Annotated in this window: 25 protein-coding genes; 11 read left to right on the top strand and 14 right to left on the bottom strand. The window is 43.9% G+C overall.

Annotated elements, in window-relative coordinates; all coding sequences use genetic code 11:
- Positions 1-21: 21 nt before the first annotated feature.
- The 5 genes from rpsD (at position 22) to ACFSJY_RS14770 (ending at position 4407) form a co-directional block, all read left to right on the top strand.
- Positions 22-642 (top strand): 30S ribosomal protein S4, encoded by a 621-nt coding sequence (gene rpsD, locus ACFSJY_RS14750; RefSeq protein WP_386035791.1) that lies wholly within the window; start codon positions 22-24, stop codon positions 640-642.
- A 25-nt stretch (positions 643-667) separates the two neighbouring features.
- Positions 668-1657, top strand: a complete 990-nt coding sequence (locus ACFSJY_RS14755) for a DNA-directed RNA polymerase subunit alpha (protein WP_386035795.1) — start codon at positions 668-670, stop codon at positions 1655-1657.
- Between the two features lie 39 nt (positions 1658-1696).
- The gene (rplQ, locus tag ACFSJY_RS14760; RefSeq protein WP_386035798.1) at positions 1697-2104 is read left to right on the top strand and encodes a 50S ribosomal protein L17; all 408 of its coding nucleotides are present in this window, start codon (positions 1697-1699) and stop codon (positions 2102-2104) included.
- Positions 2105-2259: 155 nt separating this feature from the next.
- Positions 2260-3159, top strand: coding sequence for a phosphoribulokinase (locus tag ACFSJY_RS14765; RefSeq protein ID WP_386035801.1), 900 nt, complete (start codon positions 2260-2262; stop codon positions 3157-3159).
- The gene (locus ACFSJY_RS14770) at positions 3160-4407 is read left to right on the top strand and encodes a hypothetical protein (RefSeq protein WP_386035804.1); all 1248 of its coding nucleotides are present in this window, start codon (positions 3160-3162) and stop codon (positions 4405-4407) included.
- Positions 4408-4448: 41 nt separating this feature from the next.
- Here the strand turns inward: ACFSJY_RS14770 and ACFSJY_RS14775 are convergent, their stop codons facing one another.
- The 8 genes from ACFSJY_RS14775 to ACFSJY_RS14810 all read right to left on the bottom strand — a co-directional run bounded on the left by ACFSJY_RS14775 (position 4449) and on the right by ACFSJY_RS14810 (position 12427).
- On the bottom strand, positions 4449-4853 hold the full coding sequence (locus ACFSJY_RS14775; protein WP_386035807.1) for an OsmC family protein: 405 nt from the start codon (positions 4851-4853) through the stop codon (positions 4449-4451).
- 77 nt (positions 4854-4930) lie between these two features.
- Complete coding sequence (locus tag ACFSJY_RS14780) at positions 4931-5278, bottom strand: DUF3802 family protein (protein ID WP_386035810.1); 348 nt, start codon at positions 5276-5278, stop codon at positions 4931-4933.
- Between the two features lie 149 nt (positions 5279-5427).
- Complete coding sequence (locus ACFSJY_RS14785; protein WP_386035813.1) at positions 5428-6228, bottom strand: DUF1338 domain-containing protein; 801 nt, start codon at positions 6226-6228, stop codon at positions 5428-5430.
- Positions 6229-6482: 254 nt separating this feature from the next.
- Positions 6483-7952, bottom strand: a complete 1470-nt coding sequence (gene astD / locus ACFSJY_RS14790; protein WP_386035816.1) for a succinylglutamate-semialdehyde dehydrogenase — start codon at positions 7950-7952, stop codon at positions 6483-6485.
- A 22-nt stretch (positions 7953-7974) separates the two neighbouring features.
- Positions 7975-8991, bottom strand: a complete 1017-nt coding sequence (gene astA, locus ACFSJY_RS14795; protein ID WP_386035819.1) for an arginine N-succinyltransferase — start codon at positions 8989-8991, stop codon at positions 7975-7977.
- A 71-nt stretch (positions 8992-9062) separates the two neighbouring features.
- Positions 9063-10277, bottom strand: a complete 1215-nt coding sequence (locus ACFSJY_RS14800) for an aspartate aminotransferase family protein (protein ID WP_386035822.1) — start codon at positions 10275-10277, stop codon at positions 9063-9065.
- A 334-nt stretch (positions 10278-10611) separates the two neighbouring features.
- A complete protein-coding gene (locus ACFSJY_RS14805) occupies positions 10612-11757 on the bottom strand; it encodes an HDOD domain-containing protein (protein ID WP_386035825.1) in 1146 nt (381 codons plus the stop codon).
- 73 nt (positions 11758-11830) lie between these two features.
- The gene (locus tag ACFSJY_RS14810) at positions 11831-12427 is read right to left on the bottom strand and encodes an anthranilate synthase component II (protein ID WP_386035828.1); all 597 of its coding nucleotides are present in this window, start codon (positions 12425-12427) and stop codon (positions 11831-11833) included.
- 146 nt (positions 12428-12573) lie between these two features.
- Between ACFSJY_RS14810 and ACFSJY_RS14815 the strand changes: the two genes are divergently transcribed.
- Complete coding sequence (locus ACFSJY_RS14815) at positions 12574-13695, top strand: DUF481 domain-containing protein (RefSeq protein ID WP_386035831.1); 1122 nt, start codon at positions 12574-12576, stop codon at positions 13693-13695.
- Here ACFSJY_RS14815 and ACFSJY_RS14820 read toward each other — a convergent pair.
- The 3 genes from ACFSJY_RS14820 to ACFSJY_RS14830 are packed head-to-tail and all read right to left on the bottom strand — an operon-like array spanning position 13692 to position 16082.
- Entirely contained in the window at positions 13692-14648 is a 957-nt protein-coding gene (locus ACFSJY_RS14820) for a 5-oxoprolinase subunit C family protein (protein ID WP_386035834.1), read from the bottom strand. The genes ACFSJY_RS14815 and ACFSJY_RS14820 overlap by 4 nt on opposite strands.
- On the bottom strand, positions 14641-15354 hold the full coding sequence (pxpB, locus tag ACFSJY_RS14825; RefSeq protein WP_386035837.1) for a 5-oxoprolinase subunit PxpB: 714 nt from the start codon (positions 15352-15354) through the stop codon (positions 14641-14643). Before pxpB ends, ACFSJY_RS14820 begins: the two co-directional genes overlap by 8 nt.
- A complete protein-coding gene (locus ACFSJY_RS14830; protein ID WP_386035840.1) occupies positions 15354-16082 on the bottom strand; it encodes a 5-oxoprolinase subunit PxpA in 729 nt (242 codons plus the stop codon). Before ACFSJY_RS14830 ends, pxpB begins: the two co-directional genes overlap by 1 nt.
- A gap of 155 nt (positions 16083-16237) precedes the next feature.
- Between ACFSJY_RS14830 and ACFSJY_RS14835 the strand changes: the two genes are divergently transcribed.
- The 4 genes from ACFSJY_RS14835 to ACFSJY_RS14850 all read left to right on the top strand — a co-directional run bounded on the left by ACFSJY_RS14835 (position 16238) and on the right by ACFSJY_RS14850 (position 20686).
- On the top strand, positions 16238-17371 hold the full coding sequence (locus ACFSJY_RS14835; RefSeq protein WP_386035843.1) for a transporter: 1134 nt from the start codon (positions 16238-16240) through the stop codon (positions 17369-17371).
- A gap of 45 nt (positions 17372-17416) precedes the next feature.
- Positions 17417-18679, top strand: coding sequence for a sensor histidine kinase (locus ACFSJY_RS14840; protein ID WP_386035846.1), 1263 nt, complete (start codon positions 17417-17419; stop codon positions 18677-18679).
- A 16-nt stretch (positions 18680-18695) separates the two neighbouring features.
- Complete coding sequence (locus ACFSJY_RS14845; RefSeq protein WP_386035849.1) at positions 18696-19229, top strand: response regulator transcription factor; 534 nt, start codon at positions 18696-18698, stop codon at positions 19227-19229.
- A gap of 698 nt (positions 19230-19927) precedes the next feature.
- Positions 19928-20686: a hypothetical protein gene (locus ACFSJY_RS14850; RefSeq protein ID WP_386035852.1), complete on the top strand. Its 759-nt coding sequence runs from the start codon at positions 19928-19930 to the stop codon at positions 20684-20686.
- Positions 20687-20825: 139 nt separating this feature from the next.
- Here ACFSJY_RS14850 and ybaK read toward each other — a convergent pair whose 3' ends face one another.
- The 3 genes from ybaK to ACFSJY_RS14865 are packed head-to-tail and all read right to left on the bottom strand — an operon-like array spanning position 20826 to position 23541.
- Positions 20826-21293, bottom strand: coding sequence for a Cys-tRNA(Pro) deacylase (gene ybaK, locus ACFSJY_RS14855; RefSeq protein ID WP_386035854.1), 468 nt, complete (start codon positions 21291-21293; stop codon positions 20826-20828).
- Positions 21290-21679 (bottom strand): thiol-disulfide oxidoreductase DCC family protein, encoded by a 390-nt coding sequence (locus ACFSJY_RS14860; RefSeq protein ID WP_386035857.1) that lies wholly within the window; start codon positions 21677-21679, stop codon positions 21290-21292. Before ACFSJY_RS14860 ends, ybaK begins: the two co-directional genes overlap by 4 nt.
- Positions 21679-23541: an MOSC N-terminal beta barrel domain-containing protein gene (locus tag ACFSJY_RS14865; protein ID WP_386035860.1), complete on the bottom strand. Its 1863-nt coding sequence runs from the start codon at positions 23539-23541 to the stop codon at positions 21679-21681. The genes ACFSJY_RS14860 and ACFSJY_RS14865 overlap by 1 nt, the downstream gene beginning before the upstream one ends.
- A gap of 217 nt (positions 23542-23758) precedes the next feature.
- Here ACFSJY_RS14865 and mpl point away from each other — a divergent pair, with 217 nt between their 5' ends.
- Positions 23759-25132, top strand: coding sequence for a UDP-N-acetylmuramate:L-alanyl-gamma-D-glutamyl-meso-diaminopimelate ligase (gene mpl, locus ACFSJY_RS14870; RefSeq protein ID WP_386038406.1), 1374 nt, complete (start codon positions 23759-23761; stop codon positions 25130-25132).
- Positions 25133-25140 lie beyond the last annotated feature (8 nt).

Raw genomic sequence — 25140 nt, forward strand, 5'->3', positions numbered from 1 at the left:
TAGGATAGTTGGAGAAAGAAAATGGCAAGATATTTAGGTCCTAAGCTAAAACTTAGCCGTCGTGAAGGTACTGACTTATTCCTTAAGTCTGGTGTTCGCGCGATCGATACTAAATGTAAAATCGAAACTATCCCTGGTCAGCACGGCGCGCGTCGCGGTCGTTTATCTGACTATGGTGTACAGCTTCGTGAAAAACAAAAAGTACGTCGTATTTACGGTGTATTAGAGAAGCAATTCCGCAACTACTACAAAGAAGCAGCTCGTCTTAAAGGTAACACTGGTGAGAACTTGCTACAGCTTCTAGAAACACGTTTAGATAACGTTGTTTACCGTATGGGTTACGCAAGTACTCGTGCAGAAGCACGTCAACTAGTTAGCCACAAAGCTATCGTAGTTAACGGTGTAGTTGTAAACATTCCATCTTTCACTGTTAAAGCAGAAGATGTGGTTTCAGTTCGTGAAAAGTCTAAGACTCAAGCGCGTATCGTCGCAGCTTTAGAATTAGCTGAGCAACGTGAGAAGCCAGTCTGGGTTGAAGTAGACAGCAAGAAAATGGAAGGCGTTTTCAAACGCGTTCCTGAGCGTTCAGACTTGTCTGCTGAAATTAATGAACAGTTGATTGTCGAGCTTTACTCTAAGTAAAGCTGAACTTTAAGAGAGGACTATAATGCAGGGTTCTGTAACCGAATTCTTAAGACCACGTTTAGTTGATGTTGAAACTGTCAGCCCTACACGTTCTAAAGTTACTTTAGAGCCATTAGAGCGTGGTTTTGGTCACACATTAGGTAATGCGTTACGCCGCATTCTTTTATCTTCAATGCCAGGATGTGCTGTAACTGAAGTTGAAATTGATGGTGTATTACACGAGTACAGTAGTAAAGAAGGTGTTCAAGAAGACATCATCGAAATACTGTTAAACCTTAAAGGACTTGCAGTTAGCTTAGAAGGCAAAAATGAAGCTGTTCTAACTATCACTAAGTCTGGTGAAGGCCCTGTTACGGCAGCTGATATCCAACACGATGGCGATGTAACTATCGCTAACCCTGAGCATGTGATTTGTCACCTAACTGGTGACGGTTCAATCAGCATGCGCATTAAAGTAGAAATTGGTCGTGGCTACGTACCAGCATCTACTCGTCGTGATGCCGAAGAAGAAGATCGTGCAATCGGCCGTTTATTGGTTGATGCATCGTTCAGTCCTGTAGAAAGAATTGCTTATGACGTAGACTCTGCGCGTGTTGAACAACGCACAGACTTAGATAAGCTAATTATCGACATGGAGACTAACGGTACGTTAGATCCGGAAGAAGCTATCCGTCGCGCTTCAACAATCCTAGCTGAACAGTTAGATGCGTTTGTTGAATTACGTGATGTGACTGAAGTGGAGCAAAAAGAAGAGAAACCTCTATTTGATCCAATCTTGCTTCGTCCTGTTGATGACTTAGAGTTAACTGTTCGTTCAGCGAACTGTCTGAAAGCAGAAGCAATTCAGTATATCGGTGATTTAGTACAGCGTGCAGAAGTTGAACTTCTTAAAACACCTAACTTGGGTAAGAAGTCACTTACTGAAATTAAAGACGTATTAGCGTCTCGTGGTTTGTCTCTAGGTATGCGCCTAGAAAACTGGCCACCAGAAAGCATCGCTGATAACGACTAAATCGATATCGTTAACTAATTTGTAGAGAAGGATTAACTTATGCGCCATCGTAAAAGCGGTCGCCAGTTAAACCGTAATAGCAGTCATCGTCAAGCGATGTTCCGCAATATGGCAAGCTCTTTAGTTAAGCACGGTGTTATCAAAACTACTGTTGCTAAAGCTAAAGAATTACGTCGCGTAGTAGAGCCACTAATTACTTTGGCTAAAACTGACAGCGTTGCTAACCGTCGTTTAGCTTTCGCTCGTACTCGCGATCAAGAAGTTGTTGGTCTTTTATTCAGCGAACTTGGTCCTCGTTACCAAGAACGCCCAGGTGGTTACACACGTATTCTTAAGTGTGGTTACCGTACTGGTGATAAAGCACCTATGGCTTACGTTGAGTTAGTAGACCGTCCAGCTGTTGAAGAAGCAGTTGAAGTAGCGGAAGAAGCTAACGCAGACGCATAATCGAAAGATTATCTAAATAAAAACGGAGCATTTATGCTCCGTTTTTTTATGTCCGAAATATATGCTGCGAATACACTCCTTTCTTATCATGTCTTGATATAAACACTAATAACCCGTATAACATCTGTTGCTTAATTGTTAACTAACGGCATTTCATGTCTTCACGCAACCCAATTATCGCTGTCACTGGTTCATCTGGTGCTGGCACATCGACAACTACGGAATCCTTTGAGCACATCTTCCGTACTCTAGGTATTGTCTCGGCAAATGTTGAAGGAGATAGTTTCCATCGATTTTCCCGCCAAGAAATGGATCTTGAAAAGCGCAAAGCACGCGAAGAAGGTCGAACTATTAGTTATTTTGGTGATCAGGCGAATGACTTTGACGCGCTTGAGCGGTTATTTAAGGACTATTCTGAAACAGGCAAAGGCAAAATGCGTCGTTACCTGCATACGTTTGACGAAGCCGTACCATATAATCAAATGCCAGGTACTTTTACGCCTTGGGAAGATCTTGGGGAAGGGACTGATTTACTCTTCTATGAAGGGCTTCACGGTGGCGTAGTGACTGACAAAAATAATGTCGCAGAACACGTTGATTTGCTTATTGGAATGGTCCCTATTGTTAACTTGGAGTGGATTCAAAAGATCATCCGAGATACCAATCAACGCGGCCATAGTCGTGAAGCGGTTACGCATAGCATTGTGCGATCAATGGATGACTACATCAACTTTATTACGCCGCAATTTTCACGTACACATGTAAACTTCCAACGCGTACCAACTGTTGATACCTCTAACCCATTCAGTGCTAAAGCAATTCCAACGCTAGACGAAAGCTTTGTAGTTATTCGTTTTAGAGATTCATCCAACGTAGATTTTCCGTTCTACTTATCAATGATTGATGGTGCCTTTATGTCTCGTGTAAATACGTTAGTTGTACCTGGTGGGAAAATGGGCTTAGCGATGGAGCTGATTTTGACGCCCTTAATACGTGATCTAATGGACAAAAAAGCGGAAGCGAATAAGCAGCTTGATTGGATGTCAGACTTGTAAATGTGCGTTATTCTTAGGCTAGTAATTGGTTGTATATTCAGTTGTAGCCTATCTACGTTTGCAAACAATATCTTAATTACCGATATTGTTAAAACAGCGGATAATAATTGGTCAGTTACCTACCGAAGTAAAACACCGATTTCGAGCATTCAGTTTCATCATACCCCTGATCATTCTCGCCATGACAGGTGGCGCTTAAAAACTACCGGTTTAACTTTTCAATCTCTTAGTGGTAGAGATACAGTGTTTGCCAATAGTGGAAAAACATTCACAGAAGTTACGTTTGAATTGACCCCTACTTATACCAATTTGCCCAAATCCTATGCGCCATTTTCGCCTTATTCTGATGGTAGTAACTTGTTTCATAGCGGTCGTTTTTTTGCTTGTGCAAACTTTTGCTCCGGAACAGAAAACACGTGGTATTTAACGTTTTCAGCCCCTATTTCTGACGCTATTATTATCAACGGCATGACGGCGTATGAAAAAGTCAGTTGGTATGATCATAACGATGGCCGGAAAGTGTATGTTGGAAAGGTGAATCAGACTAATGATACGGCTTATTTTGCAGTAGTCGACCCAGGTCTCCCTAAGTCAGTAGTTGACGCATTTTCTTCATTCATTCCTATTGCAATAAGGACACTTGGTACACGATTCCCACCAATCCAGACTAAACCCATGTTGTTTGCCTCCTTTGGACAAACGGAAGGTGACCGATATGGACGGCAGGGTGGTGTATTACCCCATCAAATCTTTATGCATTGGTATGGCAAGATAAGCGATGAGCCTATGGAAGAACTGCTATGGTTCTTTGCACATGAAGTTGCTCATTTGTATCAAGGCAATGATTCATTATCTATATCGAACAAAGACGCGTGGATACATGAAGGGCATGCCGAATTCGTTGCAGGGCAGCTCCTACTGATGCTTAAACCTGAAAGTAAGGGCTTTGTGGCGAGTAAACGACAACAAGCGCGAGAAGCGTGTAAAAGCGCGTTAAATAAAACCGCACTGGATAACTTCGCTGACCAAGGACAATATAGTGACTTATACTCGTGTGGACATGCGATTTATCAAAAAATGGCCAAGAGTAATGGTAATCCAGAAAAAATAGCCTTTGATTTTTGGTTGGCATTGCTACACAACAAAAAATCTAGCCAAGAGATAGGTGTTGATCAATTTCGCTCGGCAGCGTCACTTTATCTGGACGAGGCAGGACTCAATGAGTTGGACGTTTTGATTCTCAAATAGTTTGGAGCCCTTTATCAGGCTCCAAACAAGCTAAGCTGCTATTAGCCTTCAATAACCTCGAAATCATGAGTGATTTCTACTGCCTTATTTAGCATTAATGCCACTGAACAATACTTATCTGCAGATAATGCCACAGCGCGTTCAACATGCTTCTCTGCAACGCCTTTCCCCGTGACAACAAAATGTAAATGGATTTTAGTGAATAACGCAGGAACGGCATCCGCGCGGGTACCGTCTAACTCGACACGTACTGCTGTTACGTTTTGGCGAGCTTTCTCTAGAATGCTAACAACATCAACGGAAGAGCAACCACCTAGAGACAGTAAAACGTTTTCCATAGGGCTTGGCGCTGTTTTACCACCATTTGCATCTAATACTATGGCGTGACCACTTTCTGTGGTGGCAACAAAACGCTCATCGCTCATCCATTCTACTTTAGCTTTCATACTTTCCTCATAACCAAAAAAGGGAGACAAAGCTATTGTAGCGATACGATAAATTGATTGCGACTCTTGTCGTCGCACTAATGTGGCAAGTTATGGATTTCGGTATCAAATAGATTTTTGATTAGCGTGGCAAACTCAACGATAAACGTTTTCTGTTGGGTCGATACTGGGTTGTTTACTACGCCGGATAGGATTTCTTCGAGATCGTACACAATGGAGTCTACTTCACGAATAATCATATTGCGTTGGTTGAAGGTCAATGCTTCGTTTTGACTACAAACTAGAATGATTTGCTCACTCAGTTCTTGCTCAATGACAGCCATTACGGTATCACTAGAGCTGCTTTGCTCAGCACTTTCAAACAAACTTAAATGTTCGGTTAGGTACTCGATTATATGTACGTAGCCGTCAGTATCTGTAACCATATGTCGATAAAACTAAACCTTCTCGAAGAGGCTTTACTTTACTCTGTTTGCCCTGTTTATAGCAAGTGGCGATTACTTGACCATAATTGTCTTTACGAAACGCACAAAAAAGCCCGCTATAGCGGGCTTTTTTAAAACAATACGCTAATCTATGCTGCAGCGTTGGTGCTTTCAAAGATTTTATCAGCTGATGCAGCAACAAAACCTGTGTAAAGTTCACCATTTTCCAATGGGTAACGCTTAGCAAATTCGTAGAAGCAGCTTGGGATTTCTACGGTTTGGTCGCTGAATGAAACGGGAGCAACATCAGCCATTGTTGATGACTGCTCTAGTTTTACTGACTCATCACCTTTGATTTCACCGCCAGAGCTATTTAGGGTAAAGCCACCTGCTTTTACCGCATCATTCACTGCTTCTATCGAGCTATAGTTTTCTAGGTGGTTAATGCTTACTGTGAAATGGTTTGCACGGTAGCCCCAAGCCGCCATCCAAGCAGCATACTCACTCTCCGCTAGAAGCGTTTGGTAGTCTTCATAGCTCACGTCCCAATTCTTTCCTGAGAAAAGAAAATCATCGGCAAGCACAGCTTCTGCAGGTAACTGATCAACTAACTTATGGATAATGCTTTGTACTTCTTCAGAGAACTTTTCTACAAGTAGTTCACTGATAAATACTTTAGGCATTGTTGCATCGGCATGTTCAAAATGCTTTGCATAAAGCTTCTTAGCTTCGAAGTGGTACTCACCACATTCTTTATAGCCTAAGTTAATTAAGTGAGCAGCAAGCTTTTCTAGACCTACTTTCTCAATGTTGAACGTACGGTAAGCAACATGGTCGTTGATCACGTCGTTACCAGAACCCAATAGGGCATGAACTTTTTTTGCTGAAGGGGTAACTTCTAGGTAGTTTTCCCAAATGTTGTCAAATAGTGCTGAGACTTGCGCTGTCATAGTTGTCTTCCTAATAAAACGAATAAAAAAAGGTAAACAGTTAGCGACAAACTAAGCGTGATAATGAGATATACAGACGTGAGCCGACGCTAACTAATAGCGTCAGAAATTAGATTTGATCGATACTTTTGAAGAATGCTGGGCGACGGCCCGCAGTTCGTAAATTGTATGTCATAGTCATGTTGATATTTTAACCAATCAAGGCGGTAATTACTATACAGTAACTACCGCCACGAAAAATTAATGTAGATCAACTAAATCGTTAAACCTGGGCTTAATGTTGCTGGCATTGCAACCTGTTCCGCTTCAACTGAAGCAACCGGGTATGCACAGTAGTCAGCTGCGTAGTAAGCGCTTGCTCTGTGGTTACCGCTATCACCAATACCGCCAAATGGCGCAGCGCCACTTGCACCTGTGATTTGCTTATTCCAGTTAACGATACCAGCACGGATACGTGCAAAGAAGTAGTCGTAATCTTCCTTGCTATCCGCTAGTAGACCAGCTGATAAACCGAAGCTTGTGTTATTTGCTTCTACAATTGCTGCATCGAAGTCATCGTAGCGGAACACTTTTAGTAGAGGACCAAAGTGCTCTTCATCAGGTAATGCATCAATCGCTGTTACGTCAATGATACCTGGCGATACAAAGCCAGTGCTTGCTTCAAGGTGCTTCAACTCAACTAAGCTCTTACCGCCCATTTCAACCAATTGTGCTTGCGCTGCAACTAGGCCCAATGCTGCTCGCTCTGAGATCATTGAACCAATAAATGGTTGGTCTTCAGCGTCGAAGTGACCAATTTTGATGTTCTTTGTCACCTCGATAAGCTTTGCGATGATCGCATCACCTTTAGCGTCATTCTTAATGAATAGGCGACGTGCACAAGTACAACGTTGACCTGTCGTAATAAACGCTGATTGGATGATTTCATGCACTGCGCCATCAACGTCTTCAACGTCTTTTACGATAAGTGGGTTATTACCACCCATTTCTAGTGCCAAAATCTTGCCCGGTTGACCACCAAACTGTTCATGTAACAACTTGCCAGTTGTTGAAGAGCCCGTGAAGAATAAACCGTCAATTTGCGGGTGGCTAGCAAGCGCTTTACCTGTCTCTAATTCACCTTGAATCAGGTTGATTACACCTGCTGGTAGACCTGCTTTTTCCCATAGCTTTAACATGAATTCAGCCACTTTAGGCGTCAATTCACTTGGCTTAAATACTACCGTGTTACCCGCAATTAATGCTGGCACAATGTGGCCATTTGGTAAATGACCAGGGAAGTTGTATGGGCCAAATACCGCAACAACACCATGTGGCTTGTGACGAATAAACGCTTTTGCGCCAGGCATAGGGTTTTCAACTGTACCCGTGCGTTCGTGATACGATTTTAATGAAAGGCCAATTTTGCCCATCATTGCGCCAGCTTCAGTGCGTGTTTCCCACAATGGCTTGCCCGTTTCTTCTGCGATGGTGCGCGCCATTTCTTCTTTGTTCTCTTCCAGCTGCTTACCGTATGCTTCGATAACTGCGATACGCGCTTCTAAGCTTTGCATTGACCAGCTAGCAAAAGCTGCGCGAGCAGCTTTGATCGCTTCGTCAACTTGGTCAGCTGTTGCTGTGTTACCCTGCCAAATCACTTCGTTTTTTGCTGGGTTTAAAGATGTCACTTCATGACCAAGGCCTGCTTGCCATTGACCATTAATAAATTGAATAGCTTGAGACATGAATAATCCTCTTTGCCAATAATTAGTTGGTAATTAGGCGAACCCAATCACCCTCTGTCACCATAAGTGCTTCAGCCGTTGCTGGGCTAATAACTACTTGGTTTGCTGTTTCGCGAAGCGCAACCTGTGCCTGCGTCGCGCGGAAACCGTTCACTTTGGTGTTACAGATCATGTAGTTTTCGTCGTTATTCACATCACCAATAATGACCTGACATTTCTGGCTTTGTGAAACGGTGCGGATAGAATCTTTCTGAGCTTCAACCGTGGGGCCAGCATCAAAAATGTCTACATAGCCACGACGTGCAAAACCTTCAGCTTCTAATAAACGAAGTGCCGGTACCGTTTTGTCGTGAACTTTGTTGATCACTTGTTGTGCTTTTTCACTCAGTAAATTCACGTAAATTGGGTACTTCGGCATAAGCTCTGCAATGAACACTTTCTTGCCAATACCTGTTAGGTAATCAGCTGTAGGGAAGTCCATTGAGAAAAAGTGTTCTTCGAGCCATTGCCAGAATGGTGACTCACCATTCTCGTCAGAAACGCCGCGCATTTCGGCAATAACCGTATCAGCAAATCTCTCTGTATGTTCAGCCATAAACAAGAAACGGAAGCGTGATAAAAAGCGTCCATTATTGTTTTTACGGTGGCCTTCACTTAAGAACAAAGTACAAATCTCGCTTGCACCCGTGTAATCATTACAAAGAGATAGGGTTTCTACAGTATTGTAAATACCTAATTCACGTGAATTGTGCACTACCTTACCTAAATGGTAGTGGTAGAAAGCATCTTCTAAACCAACGGCTGCTTCTATGCCACTGGTACCAACAACTTCGCCTGTTTCTAAATCTTCCATTACAAACAGGTAGCCTTCTTGGCCCGGTTGTGTCACTTGCTTAGCAAACGATTCCTCTGAATGCGTGATGCGCTTTTTAAGCAACTCTTCATTAACAGGAAGTGATGTAAAACCGTGTCCTGATTCGATAGCGATACGGTGCAATGCATCGTAATCACTTGCTTGAATAGGGCGTATAATAACCATATTACTTACTCTGTGGGTTTATAAGATGCCCGCAGTACTAATACTGCGGGCTTTATAAGCTTAGCGAATGCTTATTGAGCTAATTTAGCTACCGCTTTTTCAAAGCGTGCTAGACCTTCAGCAATGTCTGCGTCAGGGATTACAAGAGATGGAGCGAAACGAACGATGTTTGCGCCAGCAACTAGCGTCATTACACCTTCTTCCATCGCAGCCATTAAGAAGTCTTTTGCGCGACCTTGGTATTGTTCGTTAAGCACAGCACCAACTAATAGACCTTTACCACGTACTTCAGAGAATACGTTGTACTTTTCGTTAATCGCTTTTAAGCCATCGAAGTATAGCTTCTCTTTTGCTTTCACACCGTCTAAAAGGGCTCTGTCATTAACTGTATCGAATGCAGCTTCTGCTACAGCACACGCTAATGGGTTACCACCGTATGTAGAACCGTGTGTACCGATTTTTAAGTGCTTAGCGATTTCAGTTGTTGTGATCATCGCGCCAATTGGGAAACCACCACCTAGTGCTTTCGCAGTTGTTAAGATGTCTGGAGTGACGTTTAAGCCCATGTATGCGTATAGTTCACCAGTACGGCCAACACCTGTTTGTACTTCATCGAAAATAAGAAGTGCATTGTGTTGGTCACAAAGTTCACGAACACCTTCCGCAAACTCTTGTGTAGGAGATACGATACCGCCTTCACCTTGAAGTGGTTCCATCATCACTGCACATGTTTTGTCAGAGATAAGCTCTTTTAATGATTCTAGGTTGTTATATTCAGCATGTACAACGTCACCTGGCTTAGGACCAAAACCGTCAGAGTATGCCGCTTGACCGCCTACTGTTACTGTGAAGAATGTACGACCGTGGAAGCCTTGCTTGAAAGAGATAATTTGTGATTTCTCTTCACCGTAGTTATCAAGCGCCCAACGACGCGCAAGTTTTAATGCTGCTTCGTTTGATTCTGCACCTGAGTTTGCGAAGTACACTTTGTCTGCAAACGTGTTGTCTACTAATTTCTTTGCTAAACGCAATGCTGGCTCGTTAGTCATAACGTTTGATAAGTGCCAGATTTTTTCGCCTTGCTCTTTTAATGCAGCAACTAATGCTGGGTGACAGTGACCTAAACAGTTTACTGCGATGCCGCCTGCGAAATCGATGAACTCTTTGTCGTTCTGATCCCAAACGCGAGAACCTTCACCACGTACTGGAATGACTTTCGAAGGTGCGTAGTTTGGCACCATAACATCATCAAATAACTCGCGGTTCACTGGAAAATGGTTCGACATTTGTAAATCCTCTTGTTGTGCTTGTGGTAATTTTTAGGGACAAAATACCTACAAAAAATAGACAGCCAGTATGGCAGAATTTTTAGTCAATGTCTCCTTAAATGGACTCTGAAAGCCAGTATATTCAAGGCCTGTACCGTTTTATTCACTTCGTGTGCATAACTATATTTTAGTCTTGTAGTGAACGATATTATGCGGTCTAACGGACTGTAGGGGATGCAACAGACTTTGACGTTATGATTACTTTTCATAACTAATCAAAAAAAATTATGGCAAATAATTGCGCTTCTGGGCGATTTTTTCACCAAAGATGAAAAAGAAAGCTATTTTGGGGTTACTTGAAGTTTAACTTGATGTGATCAATATCGCTTTTCTTCAGCAATGAAACATCAGCAGCAGTAAGGTTGGCTGACGACAACAACAATTTGGCTTCATCATTATCGATTAGGTCGTCTTTTGCTAAGCTTCTGAACATCACGTACGCTTTGGCTTTCACCACGATTTTAGCGATATCTGACATTTGCTTACAGTTTGTGCCAAAGCCCAAATCAAACAAAGGCTCAGTAATAGGTAGGCGATCAAATCGCATTTGTTCAACTAAATCAGCGCCAACGGTGTAGCCTCGATTAAGAATATGCTCGAGTAATAGCTCTGGCGAACCTTCCAAGCTAACTAACGCATCATGCAAACGCTTGTCGCGATTATCGTAGGCTTCTTTGACCTCTTGATTGTATATTTCGTTGAACTTCGCCATAAAGCAGCGAGTAGTCGCTAATACACCTAAATTTGACATCATGCCCGCAGCAAACGCGTGGTACCAATCAATACCATGTGACTCGGCTAGTACGCGCGATCCTAACGCCACCGATAAGCTATCGTTCCATAGCTTTCTTTTCATTAATGGGTGCGGTGCAGTGCTGGTTGGAAGCCAATGTTTCAGAATAAACGTTGGCATGACTAGCTTAAGGTTTTCTAAACCAATGTAACTGATAGCTAAGTTAGAATCTGATACTGTCACATCGGAGTTTTTACGGTATTGCGGCTTGTTGACCAAGTTCACTACGTCATTGGATAACCAATCAAGACTGCGCACAAGCGGCGATATACGATTAATCGACGCAGCACGTAATGACAGAATTTCTAGAATGTCTGCAACAGCGCCTTCAATTTTTAAAAACTGTTGAAAAAAATGTGCCTTGTCTTCAATTTCACTGTTGAACTCTGAGCCTACACGCGTAAAAAATTTGGTTTTTACTTGGTTGCGAAAGTGCTGCTCGCCATGTTCTTTGATGATTTGGTTTTGCTTGGCTTGTTCTTCTACAGCTAATAATTCACGGCGACGGAACGACTGCTCGCTGTCTTGCTCCCCAGCAATAAACACAGAGCCCGACAGTTGGTGAGCAAAGTCTTTATTGATGGTAAGACTGACGTAGCGTTGGTAAAGCTCGAACGTTATGTCGTGTTGTTCAAAAAATCGCATGAATTATAGTAATTATTATATTTTTAGTTAGAGATGATTATATATCGGCTAATGCTTATAAATCATTAGTTTGTCACACCGACCAGTTATTATATGCCGATAAAAAGTTTTTGAGTAGAGCGTGGCCACTTTCTGTCATAATCGACTCAGGGTGGAACTGAACACTCGCGATAGGCAGTGTTTTATGCTGCAACGCCATTATTTCATCAAATGAGCCGTCTTCTCGTGTTGTCCACGCAGTAATCGCTAATTCTTCAGGCAAACTCTCTTTATTGACAATCAGTGAATGATAGCGAGTGACCTCTAAAGGGTTTGGTAACTCCTCGAATAATCCACCTTGAACATGGCTAATTAAACTTGTTTTGCCGTGCATCACTTCTCTGGCACGCTCAACAGTCGCACCATAATGTTGTGCAATACTCTGGTGGCCTAAACACACGCCAAGCAATGGAATTTTTCCAGCAAATGCTTCAATAGCGGCAAGCGAAATACCGGCGCTATCTGGATCGCACGGACCAGGAGATATAACCAAGTAGTTGGGCGCAAGTTGCTCGATATCGTCAATGCTGACTTCGTCGTTACGAACCACTTTTACCGTTTCGCCCAGTGCTTCAAAGTAATGCACTAAGTTGAAGGTAAACGAGTCGTAATTGTCGATCATTAACAGCACAAAATCACCGAGAGTAAGCTAAAACCGCGCTATTCTATATCCAGTATTGATGAAATGCTATGGAAAGCATTCGGTAACCAAGCTGACAAATCACCGTAACCTGCTAGTGTTAGAGATATAAAAACAAAAAATGGTAAGGATTTCATATGCCAAGGCTGACAAGTTCACTTTTGGTTTTATCTTTGGGTTGCGCAACACTACCTTTTTATTCGGGGGCTGTATTTGCCGAAACGAATGAAAAGTGGAAACCACCACGTCCTAAAATTTCACAAGATTTTGATTGGATCCAAACCACATCGGGCGAGTGGTTAAAGGGCGATATCATTGCCATGTACGACGAAGAATTGGAGTTTGATAGCGATGAGTTTGGTATTCAAACCATCGATATTGAAGACATTGCTGAACTTCGCAGTAAAGGTGTGCAAAGCATTCGTATGGACGACGGCACCATCGTTGAAGGGCAAGTGGTTATTCTGGACGGGAAACTGAAAGTAATTGATACCGATAGAACCTACGAGTTACCACTCAAGGAATTACTGTCTATCGCGTCAGCTGAAGATAATGAGCTCGACTTATGGGACGGCGAAGTAAACTTTGGTGCGAATTTTCGTAAAGGTAACACTGAAACGCTCGACTATACCTTCAGCGCAGAAGCACAGCGCCGTACCTCTACCAGTAGACTGAAAGCAGATTTTGTTGCCAATTTCTCTGAGAGTGAAGATAAAGACACGGGTGAGACGACTGAAACCGCTAACAGTAGGCGTTTGACCGCGTTTTACGACTGGTTCTTCTCACAACGAATCTTTTTCAGGGCTGCAGACTTTGAATATTTCGCAGATGAACTAGGTAATATTGATTACCGTGCTACGTTGGGGGTTGGTTTGGGTTATCACGTGGTAGAAACGGACGATATTCAGTGGGATGTCACGGCAGGACCTAGCTATCAACAAACCCGTTATATTGAAGTAGAGCCGGGAGAAGACGATACGGAAAACTCCTCTGTACTCATGCTAGGTACCTATTTTGAGTGGGAGTTAACTAAAGACATCGATTTTGAAACGAAGTATCAGGTACAAATCGTTAGTGAAGAAGCGGGTGAGCTTATTCATCATTTACAAACAGGTGTTGAAATTGAGTTGATTAATGACTTTGATCTAGACCTAACCTTGTATGTTGACCGTGTCGACAAACCACGTCCAGAAGAGGATGGCCGCGTACCTGATAAAGACGATTACCGTTTTGTCGTCAGTCTGGGCTACGAGTTTTAAGGGATAAGATTCAATCGTTGATAGAAAGCCGACAACTGCAATTGTGCCTGTTCAAATGCAATTGGGATAAACCGCACAGTTGTGCCTGCACGTAGCTGTGATAGGCGGAATAAGTCGGTTTTCATCACGGTGCCAATACTTGGATAACCGCCCATGGTTTGCCTGTCTTTCATCAGTACTATCCATTGCGCTGCAGCGGGTAATTGTATCTGACCAAAACTGACAGGCGATGAAAAAGGGCTGGTTTCGTCTTTAATACGCTCAGCCACAGCGTCTAATCCATCAGCGTTGAGTCGAAACCCCATTTTGTTGCTGTTTGCGTCTATCGTAAAAGACGTAGCTACTACTTTTTCTTTTAAAACCTTAGGTAAATTTAACCACGCAGGCGAAGGAATAAAGCGCAGTACCGCCGTTTCACTGTCAACATAAAAAGGCCAGGGTTTACATAAAGGCTTAGGCAGTTCGGTGATATTACCTTCGTACCCAAATTCACACTCAGCAACTAAGGTATTGGTACTGGATTCATGCTTCGAAACAGCGCTTTCTAGCCAAGGTGTCGCATTAAACCCGTCTTTAATCGCTATGTAAGCATAATTTCCCTTCTCAAACGCGCCAAGCTCGATTGTGTCATTGGCGTGAAGATGAATACATGTGCCTTGCTTTTCAGGTTCGCCATTACGTTTAACGGTGCAGTTAGCGCCTGTTATGGCGATACGCGTACTGCTTGAAACGGTGAAACTTATTTGCCCAAAAACCACTTCTAACGCGGGTGAATTTGCGTTGTTTCCTAGCAGGTTGTTGGCGAGTAAGAAGCCATATTCATCGGCAGCACCAGAAGCAGGTACCCCCAAGCTTTGACTTGCGGGTCTACCAATATCTTGAAGCGAGACACGTTCCGCACCTTTGGTTACCGAAAGTACGTTAGCCAGTGTGTTAATCGGTGTGTTAGTCAAGGCACCCTCCAAGCGACAGGTATTCCGCTTTTGAAATAGGCACAAATCTCACTTCATCACCGACAGATATTGTCGTCTCAATGCTCTGTTCGGTGTAGCTAAACATGTTTAATGGCGTACGACCGATAATATGCCAACCGCCGGGCGAATCGGTTGGGTAAACCGCGGTTTGCTCTTCAGCAATAGCCACACAGCCAGCAGGCATGCGCACTCTAGGACTAGCGCGTCTTGGTAGCTTTAGCTTGCTATCAATATCAGCGAGATAACAAAAACCGGGGGTAAAACCTAATGCATAGGCGTGATAAGAGCGCTGGCTATGTAATGTGACTATCTCTTCTGCACTAAGCCCCGTTGCCTGTGAAATATCATCAATATCAATGCCTGCTTCCGCGCCATAGTATGTGGGTATCTCAATTAGCTTGCTGCTTGCCGTGTCGGCTATATCCTCATGAACATCATTCAGCAGCTGTTCAAGCTTGGTGATAAGTTGTTGGTTGGTAATTTGGGTAAAATCAAAGTACACCGTTAAGGTATGAAAACCGACTACGCTATCAATATACACCGACGCTAAATGTGCTCGCAGCGTATGTTGATACTGCAAAATGTGCTGGTGCATCACTTGGTCTAGCGTCGCTGGCCAGCCAATAGTTACGGCATCTTCTGCGCAGATATGAATACTGGGAAGACTGAAAGTGTTTGCACGCATTAGCCGATTTCTTGTCGAATCGCTTTTACTAGCGCCAATGCGGAAGGCGTATCACCATGAACACACAAGGTATCGACCTTCAATGAAAGCGGCACACCGCTTATTGACGTCATTTGTCCTGTGTTGATAAGCGCTTTGATGCGATTAACCACTGTATCCGTATCATGAATAACAGCACTTGGGTGGCTTCTCGGCACTAGCAAACCCGAATCGAGGTAATTGCGATCAGCGAACGCTTCAAAGCGCAATGTAATGCCAAATTGTGCGGCAATTTGTGTAAACGGTGTCGTATTAGGAATAGCTTGAATAACCAAGGCAAGCTTATCATCAACTGCGGCAATAGCGCGGCAAACCGTGGCGAATAACGATTGCTTAGCCATCATGTCGTTATAAAGCGCACCATGGGGCTTTACGTAGGTTACTTTCTGATTGTAAGTACTCGCTATCGCATTCAAGGCCCCAATTTGGTAATGCAAATAGGCGGTCAGCTCTTCGTCACTCATCACCATGCTGCGGCGTCCAAACCCTTGTAAATCCGGATAGCTTGGGTGCGCACCAATTTCTGTGTCGTACTGCGCGGCAAGTTTCACTGTGTGATGCATAATTAACGGATCACCCGCATGCATGCCACATGCAATGTTTGCTTGATCAATCAGCGGCATAATGTCGGCATCATTACCCATTTGCCACGCACCAAAACTTTCACCTAAATCACAATTTAACTTCATCGAAAATACAGTCGCCGCCAGCAGAACTTTTGTGTAGCGATAAGGTAGCGTAATTACAGTGAAATTTACAGGGTGCGACAATTTGTCGCATGTGAATTTGTGTCCGAGGTCGTTAGACTTTCACTCGTTAATTCGCTGCACACAATAATAATGTAATGAACAAATCTGTTGTATTTTCTGCGTTGTCGCTTCTTTCTCTTCAAGTATTTGCCGATCAAAATCACCAATCGGGCATACCGTCGCCTGCTATTTCGCATGCACCCATTTCGGTCATGGGCGATCATCTTCATAAAGCAGGTGAGTGGATGGTTTCATATCGCTACATGGATATGAAAATGGAAGGCTTATTAAGTGGTGATGACAGTATCCCGCTTGATGACGTGCTTAACGATTACATGATGGCACCGAAGAAAATGGATATGAAAATGCACATGCTAGGCATGATGTATGCGCCAACTGACGATGTCACCTTGATGTTGATGGTTAACTATCTTGATAACGAGATGGATAGTGTCATGCGTATGCATATGCCAGCTATGGACGGTGGAATAGAACATGGTGCAGGAGACGGCATGTCTGATGGTATGAGCGATATGCATGGCGACATGCACGATCATATGGACGAAAGCATGAACCATATGATGACCATGGACACCGCTTTTAGCACGTCCTCTTCAGGGCTAGGCGATACACGCGTATCGGCATTGATTAACGCCTTCAATGAAGAACACTATCGTTCACATTTCACAGTCGGCGTATCCATCCCTACTGGTGATATCGACCAAAAAGATTCAACGCCAATGAACCCAAATGCCGTGCTTGGCTATCGCATGCAATTAGGGTCTGGCAGCTACCATTTATTCGGCGCGTTTACCTTTGTTTATGACAAACATGACTGGCAGTTCGGCACCCAGTTTAACTATGAAACCGCGCTAGAGTATAACGACGAAGATTACCGCAAGGGCGACAAAATACTTTGGCAAAACTGGCTAGCGTACAGCGTTACGCACAATGTCAGTGTTTCAGCACGACTTGCTCTTACCAACCAAGAAGAAACAGACGGTGCTGACCCACGACTTAACCCTATGATGATGCCAACAGCCGACCCTATGATGACCGGATACAACCAACTCGACGGGGCAATTGGCGTTAATTATGTGTTTACACAAGGCGCCTTGAAAGGGCACCGAATAGCGCTTGAATATATTACGCCAATCGACCAAGACGTTGATGGTATTCAAATGGAGACAGACAGCACCTTAGTTGCTGGTTGGCAATACGCATTTTAGTGTGACGACGGCACTTGATTTTAACGGCGAAGGTTTTTAGCCTGAATGACGAATAAAGGCTCAGGGAACATTCGCGTGACACAATTTCCGCAGAAAACCGCTTGGTTTTTTCTACCCTGGCTACTTTGGGTCCTCACCCTTGTAGCCATTTTTTTTGCTGGTGAAAAAGAACAACCGTGGGTGTGGGCGGTATGTGCCGGTTATGCGTTATCGTTACTGCTGATTAATCGCGAAAAGTTGTACCTGAACTCTGCGGACTCTGCAGGCCAAATTGCGTTAAGTGCAACGCCCTTTATTATCGACCTGTGCTTCTACGGCGTTATTCTCTTGTTTCATGACGGTGCCAGCAATGGCGGTGTCTCCGTTTTGTATTTGCCCGTTATTGTTGCTGCTATGCAGGTAAGACGTCGAGTGGCTTGGTTAGTCACCGGCTTGGCAATCGCCATATACAGTGGTTTGATGATGCAAGGACATGCGGCGCATTTTGAACATCTCTCCGCGTCATTCGCTAGTCATTTATCTGGTATGTGGCTGACTTTTAGTGTGTCAACCGTGTTGATTACCTGGTTTGTTACGCAGCAGCGCCAAGCCATTGTGACTCAAGAGCAGCAAATTCATCAATTAAGAGAACGCCAGCTGCGAGACGAACAAATACTTACCTTAGCAACCGTTAGTGCTAATACAACGCATCGTTTAGCCACGCCGCTGTCGACAGCGAAATTATTGGTTGATGAGCTTAATCAAGACAAGCAATTTGACCAAACCATTGTTGATGACCTCTCTGCGCAAATTGATACTTGCCATGCCACAGTGCACACCATTGCCAAGCAGTCGCGAGAACATCAGACCACCGAGCTTAAAACCCAACCCGCGAAAGAATTTATTGAACAAACACTGCAATACTGGTGGGTAAGTAGAAACGATGTGCAATACCAGCTGTCGATTTCCAAAGCACTGGAAAACAAAACCTTGATGACTGACTTTAATTTGCAAATGTCGCTCACTAATTTGCTAGAAAATGCTGCATTTGCCAGTCTTGCTAATAATCACAGTGACATCGATATTTCTGTGGATATCGCAAATATAGACACCAGCCCACAGCTTGTTATCAATATTGACGATAAAGGGCAGGGCATTGCACCTGAATTACTCGACCAACTCGGTCACCGCGCGGTGAGCTCAAAAACAAAAGGCATGGGCATGGGGCTGGCGCTGGCAAACGCCACCATAGAGCGTTTTAACGGCGAGTTGCGATTGTTTAACTTAACACAAGGCTCTCGCAGCCAAGTTTCATTGCCGCTTGCTTAATTATGATGAGTTATTGATGACGCCTTTACTCCTGCTAGAAGACGACAACGCCTTTGCACGTGTACTGTCTAGACAGCTTGCTAAACAACAATATGACGTAACGCATATCGAGCAAGTGCAACAATTACTGCCAACCGCGAAAACGTTGACTCCAGATGTTGTTTTGCTTGATATGAATATCGACGGCGATTCGTCTATCCCGATGATCGGTGAACTACGCGCACTGCTGCCTGCCAGTAAAATCATTCTGGTTACCGGATATGCCAGTATTGCCACCACGGTAGCCGCGATAAAAGCTGGCGCAGATGACTACCTTCCCAAACCTATCGATATTCAAGCACTACTCAATATTCTAAACAGCGGAGACAGCTCATCTAGCGAGATTGAGGCGACTAGCGATACCTTATCGTCACCAGAGCGTATGGAATGGGAATATATTCAGCGGGTGTTGAATGACAACAAAGGCAATATCTCAGCCACTGCAAGACAGTTAAATATGCATCGCCGTACCTTACAAAGAAAGCTTTCAAAAAGGCCGGTGAGTAGTTAACTCTTTGCGGGGTGATAGCGCGAATCTGAACGGCAACTCTGATAAATTGCGCACTTTTTTCTTTAGACTTCTTTGCTAATGTTCAAGTTTTTTCTTAGCTATCATTAAGGTTAGGTAATTTGATAAAGACGTCAAAATCAGAAAAGTGAGCAGTTGCTTGGTAGAGAAATGCGCGATATACAGACTATTAAATTGTTAAATGCTAAGGAGAGGTCAATGCATAAATTTTTTTTCGTTTTTCTATTTAGTGTTTACTTATGGCCAAGTCAGGTAATAGGAAATTCGTTTAGCTGTGGTTTGAAACCTTTACCTAACCTTGGTTGTACAATCGGACGTTGTATTAATGGAAAGTGGGAGCAAGTCTGTAATTCAACTCCTTCAATGTCCTGCGGTCTAAAACCTTTACCTAAACAAGGGTGTAAAATAGGTCGGTGTATTAACGGTTCATGGGAGCAAGTTTGTAACTCTTCTCCTTCTATGTCTTGCGGTTTAAAGCCACTACCAAAGCTTGGTTGTACAATTGGACGTTGCATAAATGGAAATTGGGAACAAATTTGTAGTTAGCATATAGCAAGCTGTTTAAGCACGAGACTGCTACCGTTTGGCTCGGCTTCGCTTCGATACACATATTAGCCAAACTTTACCAGCTACTTAACAGTGTGTTAGAGCTAAAAACTGTCGCATAAAAGGACCGCAGTGTGAAAGACTATTTCTACATAAATGATAGATTGGTGCAGGATTATTCTCAGCAGCTTAACCTTTCAACCCATGAGTCAAAGCCATCGAAAAAGGAGTCCCGTGTTAGTGTCTCACTAAATCCAAAATACGAACGAAAAAAGGAGTTCAGCAGTCAAATATTATCTTCTACTAAGCTTGTAGATAATTTGCATCAAGCTTTGGTGAAAAGAGGCCTCGTAAGTCAATCTAGACCTTTTGTAATGGAGTCTCTCCTTTCTTCCGAAACCGAAATCCCATTCGTATTTGAGCAAATAAAAGCAACAAAACTCATATTTACTCAAGAGCACCTATCCCGAATTCCAAGTATTAAAGAGCTTGCGGTATGGATTGCTGACCCAGATTCAAACCAACTCACTGATGAGGAATGGACTTGGCATGGCACTTTTTTGTTGTTGCCACAAATCCATTTCGATGATGGAGTTTATCGAACAGTAATGTCTGGCTGCTCAGCATTGCAGATGCTTTTGAATGGGATTAAAGGTGAAGTGAGCGAACCTCTTTGGCGAGGTGCTTCAGGGGAACCTTTGGGGAGAGGGTCATTCAGGCACCCTGTAGAGAAGCTGGTTGATCACGGAGCGATTGAAATAGGGGAAAGGAAAATTGAAACCTTGTACCGAATGCGATACCTCACTAATGAGCAATGTTATACTCATTTAGGAGTTGAGCATCGGGTAAATGACTTATTGGGTTACCCAATATATATGGCAGAACTGCTCTAATTAGCAAAACCAGAGCGTCTTAAAACGTGCGGTTGGATTTTTCATTCTGTAAGCGCGATTTAGCCTTACTTGGGGCGTTACCACTGTCCGCTTTTGGCACAAAACAGACTTTCAGTCTGGAAGGTGGCGAGCGCCAACCTCAACTCGCCAGCGGCGCAAACGTTCCATTCAGCGATTGACACAATTCTTGCGGGCTAAGTTCTATTTCTAGCCCTCGTTTACCACCACTGACAAACACAGTATCAAAACTATTCGCTGATTCATCAATAAAGGTGGGTAGCCTTTTCTTTTGCCCAAGCGGGCTAACGCCGCCTAATACATAACCCGTTGATTTTTGCACATGCTCTGGTTTTGCCATCTGTACTTTTTTGCATTTGGCAGCCTTGGCAAGCAGCTTAAAGCTGAGTTGTTTATCGACAGGGACAATAGCAACAATCAATTCGCCAGTGTCTTTTTCTGCGACGAGCGTTTTAAAAACTTGCTCACTATTAATACCAAGTTTTTCGGCGGCTTCTTGCCCATAAGATTCCGCATTGGGATCATGCTGATATTGGTGCAAGTTGAAGTCTAGTTTTAGCTTTTTAGCGATATTTACTGCCGGCGTCACAGGCGATTCGTCCGTTGTAGTCGTTTCTGAACACGGTAGCGATAGTAGCGGCTGAGTAGCGGTTTAATCAAGGGAAGGCCAATCAATACCGCCAGCCATTTGAAACGCGGAATTTGTGCAAATAGCAGAATATAGGCATCTAGCTCTTTAACGACTTGTTTGCCGTTGACGATAAGGTGCAGCTCTGAAATGGCGTCCTGTTCTTCAATATTGAAAGTGTTGAGGACATCAGGCGCAGTGTTTAAGTCTAGCCAGATAATGTTGCTGTGTTCAATACGTTTGAACCGTTCGTATTTTTGCCTGTCTTCTACGCACGTTGGGCATGCGCCGTCGTACAGTACAATAATGCCGTGCTCGGCACCGGATGGCAGCGAGCACGTATTCATTAGCCTTTGCTCACTACAATGTCAGATTGCGGAATAGAGCTACACGCCAGAATATAGCCCTGTTCTTGTTCGCCAGGCATTAAGCCGTCAGTGGCGAGTTGGCGCACTTCGCCGCTTTCCAGCTTAACTTTGCAGCGGCCACACATGCCACCACGGCATGAGTAAGGCAGAATAAGCCCTGCGTCTTCACCTTGGTCGAGAATTGGCATTTTGCTGTTGCCTGCCACTGATTTGTTCCAGCTATCGAATAAAATATTCACGTTAGCAGGGGCCGGTTTGGCTTCTGGCGTTTTGTTGAAGCGTTTTCCAAAGCTTTCAAAATGGAATTGTTTTTCTGGCAGGCCCAATTCCAGCAACATTGCTTTAGCACTTTCCCTAAAGCCTTCAGGGCCGCACACCATAACATCTCGTTCGGTAAGTGCTGGAATATTACCGAGCATTTGTGTCGATAAATGGCCTTGGTAATCTTGCCAATCAGGTTTCGCATTTTGCGTAAGCGTGTAACTGACGCGGCAGTTACCGTGTTGTTTTGCAAGTGCTGCGACTTCATCAAGCGCGATAAGGTCTTTCTCGCTGCGTGCAGAGTGGAAGAACACAACATCTCGGTGGTCGTTTTTATCCACTAAAGACTTAAGCATAGACAGCATTGGCGTGATACCGCTGCCGGCGCTAAGCAGTAGAATTTTGTCTTGCGATATGGTCTCAACGGTAAACTTACCTGCAGGGCTTTTCGCGGTAATTTCATCACCAACAGCAAAGTGGTCATGCAAGAAGTTTGATACTTTGCCGTCTGGTACTCTTTTTACCGTAATCGATAAGGTTTCTGGCCGCGAAGGGCATGAGCTAATGGTATAAACCGCGTTTGTTTTCTTGCCATTGATATTGAGCTTAAAAGGCAAGTGTTGGCCTGCGATAAAACTTGGCATATCACCTTTTTTCGGTTTGAACACAAAGGTTTTCACATCATGCGTTTCGTCATAGATATGACTGCACACCATAGAGAACTGTTCATTATTGGTAGACGATGTTTTCTTTTTAGATAACACAAAAGCAGGTGGCGCTTGCGTGCTGAGCACACTGACTTGGTCACCTTGTTTCACTTGGCCTTTGTTGAGCGGAATAATGTTCTGGCCAAACATGACATCGCCCGATTCAACTTGCCTGAATGATTTCAGTGTTGAAAGTGGTTCCATTTGTGGATGTTTCTCGGCGGTGGTTGGTTCAACCGTAGTAAAAATACAACGCGAGCATGGTTTGGTTAGTTCAAATTCTACTTCGCCGATACGGATGTGCTTCCAACCATCTTCAGCAAAAGGCTCGCAACCGCTAACAACAAGATTTGGCCTGAAGTGCTTCATCGTGACGTTGTGTTTCAGGCGGCGGTTAAGTTCATCAAGCGAGCCTTGTGAAATTAATAGCAAAGGGTAGCCATCAGCAAAGGCGACTGGGTTGCTAGAATTCTTTACGTGTCTTGTCGATTGCTCGCCAAAATATAATAACCGTACAGGCTGACCAATATATTGACTAAACCAATGGTCGACAGCCTCGTGGCAACGCTGCCCCAAGATAGTGTCATTCCATACCGTAACGTGCTGATACTCGTCTAAACATTGCTGATATTGCACATGCAGTAATGGCATGTCAGGCGCGGTTAATACTAAGCCGTCGTGGGTCAGGTTCGCTTGTATCAAGCACATTTTTGGTAGTGTACGTGCAGTGATGAACTGTCCTTTGCTATCACACACCACAAATCGTCGATCGAACGGCAAACCAATATTGTCGACCCAGCTTGACGATAAATCGATGCCGGCGGATGACTTAATAGGGTAAACACTGATTTGCTCTAGCTGGACAAATGCCACAGATAACTCCTTGTTTTTCGTAACAACAACTTGTTGACGAAGATCGAATAATGAAGAGAAAAGTCTCTCTAAATCTTGGGCAATCTATCGCGATAATGCAATGACAAAACTATGAAATTTGTCATCAAAGTGCCATAAAAATTAGGGTGCGTGTAGGCAGGGCGTATTGAGTCAGGTATATTGTCGAGCAATTGAATCGATTGATGTTTTGGGATTTATGCACGTTCATATTCTCGGCATTTGCGGCACCTTTATGGGCGGTATTGCTGCAATTGCTAAACAACTTGGTCATCGCGTTTCAGGCTGCGATGCTAATGTTTACCCGCCAATGAGTACCCAACTGGAAGCGTTAGGCATTGAGCTTAAACAAGGTTATCTAACTGAGCACTTAGACGATGAACCCGACATGGTCATTGTGGGTAATGCTATGGCGCGCGGTAATCCTATGGTGGAATACGTACTCGACCGCAATATCCCTTATACGTCTGGCCCGCAGTGGTTATTGGAGCATGTGCTAAAAGATCGCTGGGTATTGGCGGTATCGGGCACGCATGGCAAAACCACCACAAGCAGTATGCTGACCTGGATTTTGGAATACGCGAAGTTAGCGCCGGGTTACCTTATAGGCGGTGTGCCACAAAACTTTGATGTATCTGCTCGTTTGGGTAACGCACCGTTCTTTGTGATTGAAGCAGACGAATACGACACTGCTTTTTTCGATAAACGTTCTAAGTTTGTGCACTATCGTCCACGTACATTGGTGATCAACAACATGGAATTTGACCATGCTGATATCTTCAATGACATCAGTGATATTCAGCGTCAGTTCCATCACTTGGTGCGCATGGTGCCGAGCAATGGTTTGATTTTGTCGCCGAGCGATGAAACCTATGTTGAGCAAACCTTAGAACAAGGTTGTTGGACACCTCAAGAAAAAGCATCAGGCACACAGCAAACAGACAAAGGTTGGTATGCTGACAAAGTAAAAGAAGACGGCAGCGTTTTCGACGTCTACATTGACGGTGTTAAACAAGGTACCGTGAACTGGTCGTTAATTGGTGACTTTAATATTGATAATGCCTTGATGGCGATTGGTGCTGCTCGCCATGCAGGTGTGCCAGCGGGTGTTGCCATTGACGCTTTGGGTGAGTACATCAACACTAAGCGTAGATTAGAGCTGCGCGGCGATGTTGCCAATATCAAAGTGTATGACGACTTTGCCCATCACCCAACTGCGATAGAAAAAACGCTAACCGCGATGCGCGATCATGTTGGTGATTCACGCGTTATTGCGGTGCTGGAACCTCGCTCGAATACCATGAAAAGTGGTGTTCATAAAAATACGTTGGCGGCGTCTTTAGCAAAATCAGATCAGGTATTTGTGCTGCAAGGCGACAAAGTGCAATGGTCGGTGGCTGACATGGCAGCGCAATGCTCGCAGCCGTTTATTGCCAATGATGATGTAGAAAAGTTAGTAGAACTGGTCGCTGATGAAGCTAAACCGGGTGATCATATCGTAGTAATGAGCAACGGCGGCTTTGGTGGTTTCCACGATAAGCTGCTAGCATCATTAACAGCACGTCATCTATAGGGTAGTCA

The organism is Thalassotalea euphylliae (assembly GCF_042682785.1).
GTDB lineage: Bacteria > Pseudomonadota > Gammaproteobacteria > Enterobacterales > Alteromonadaceae > Thalassotalea_F > Thalassotalea_F euphylliae.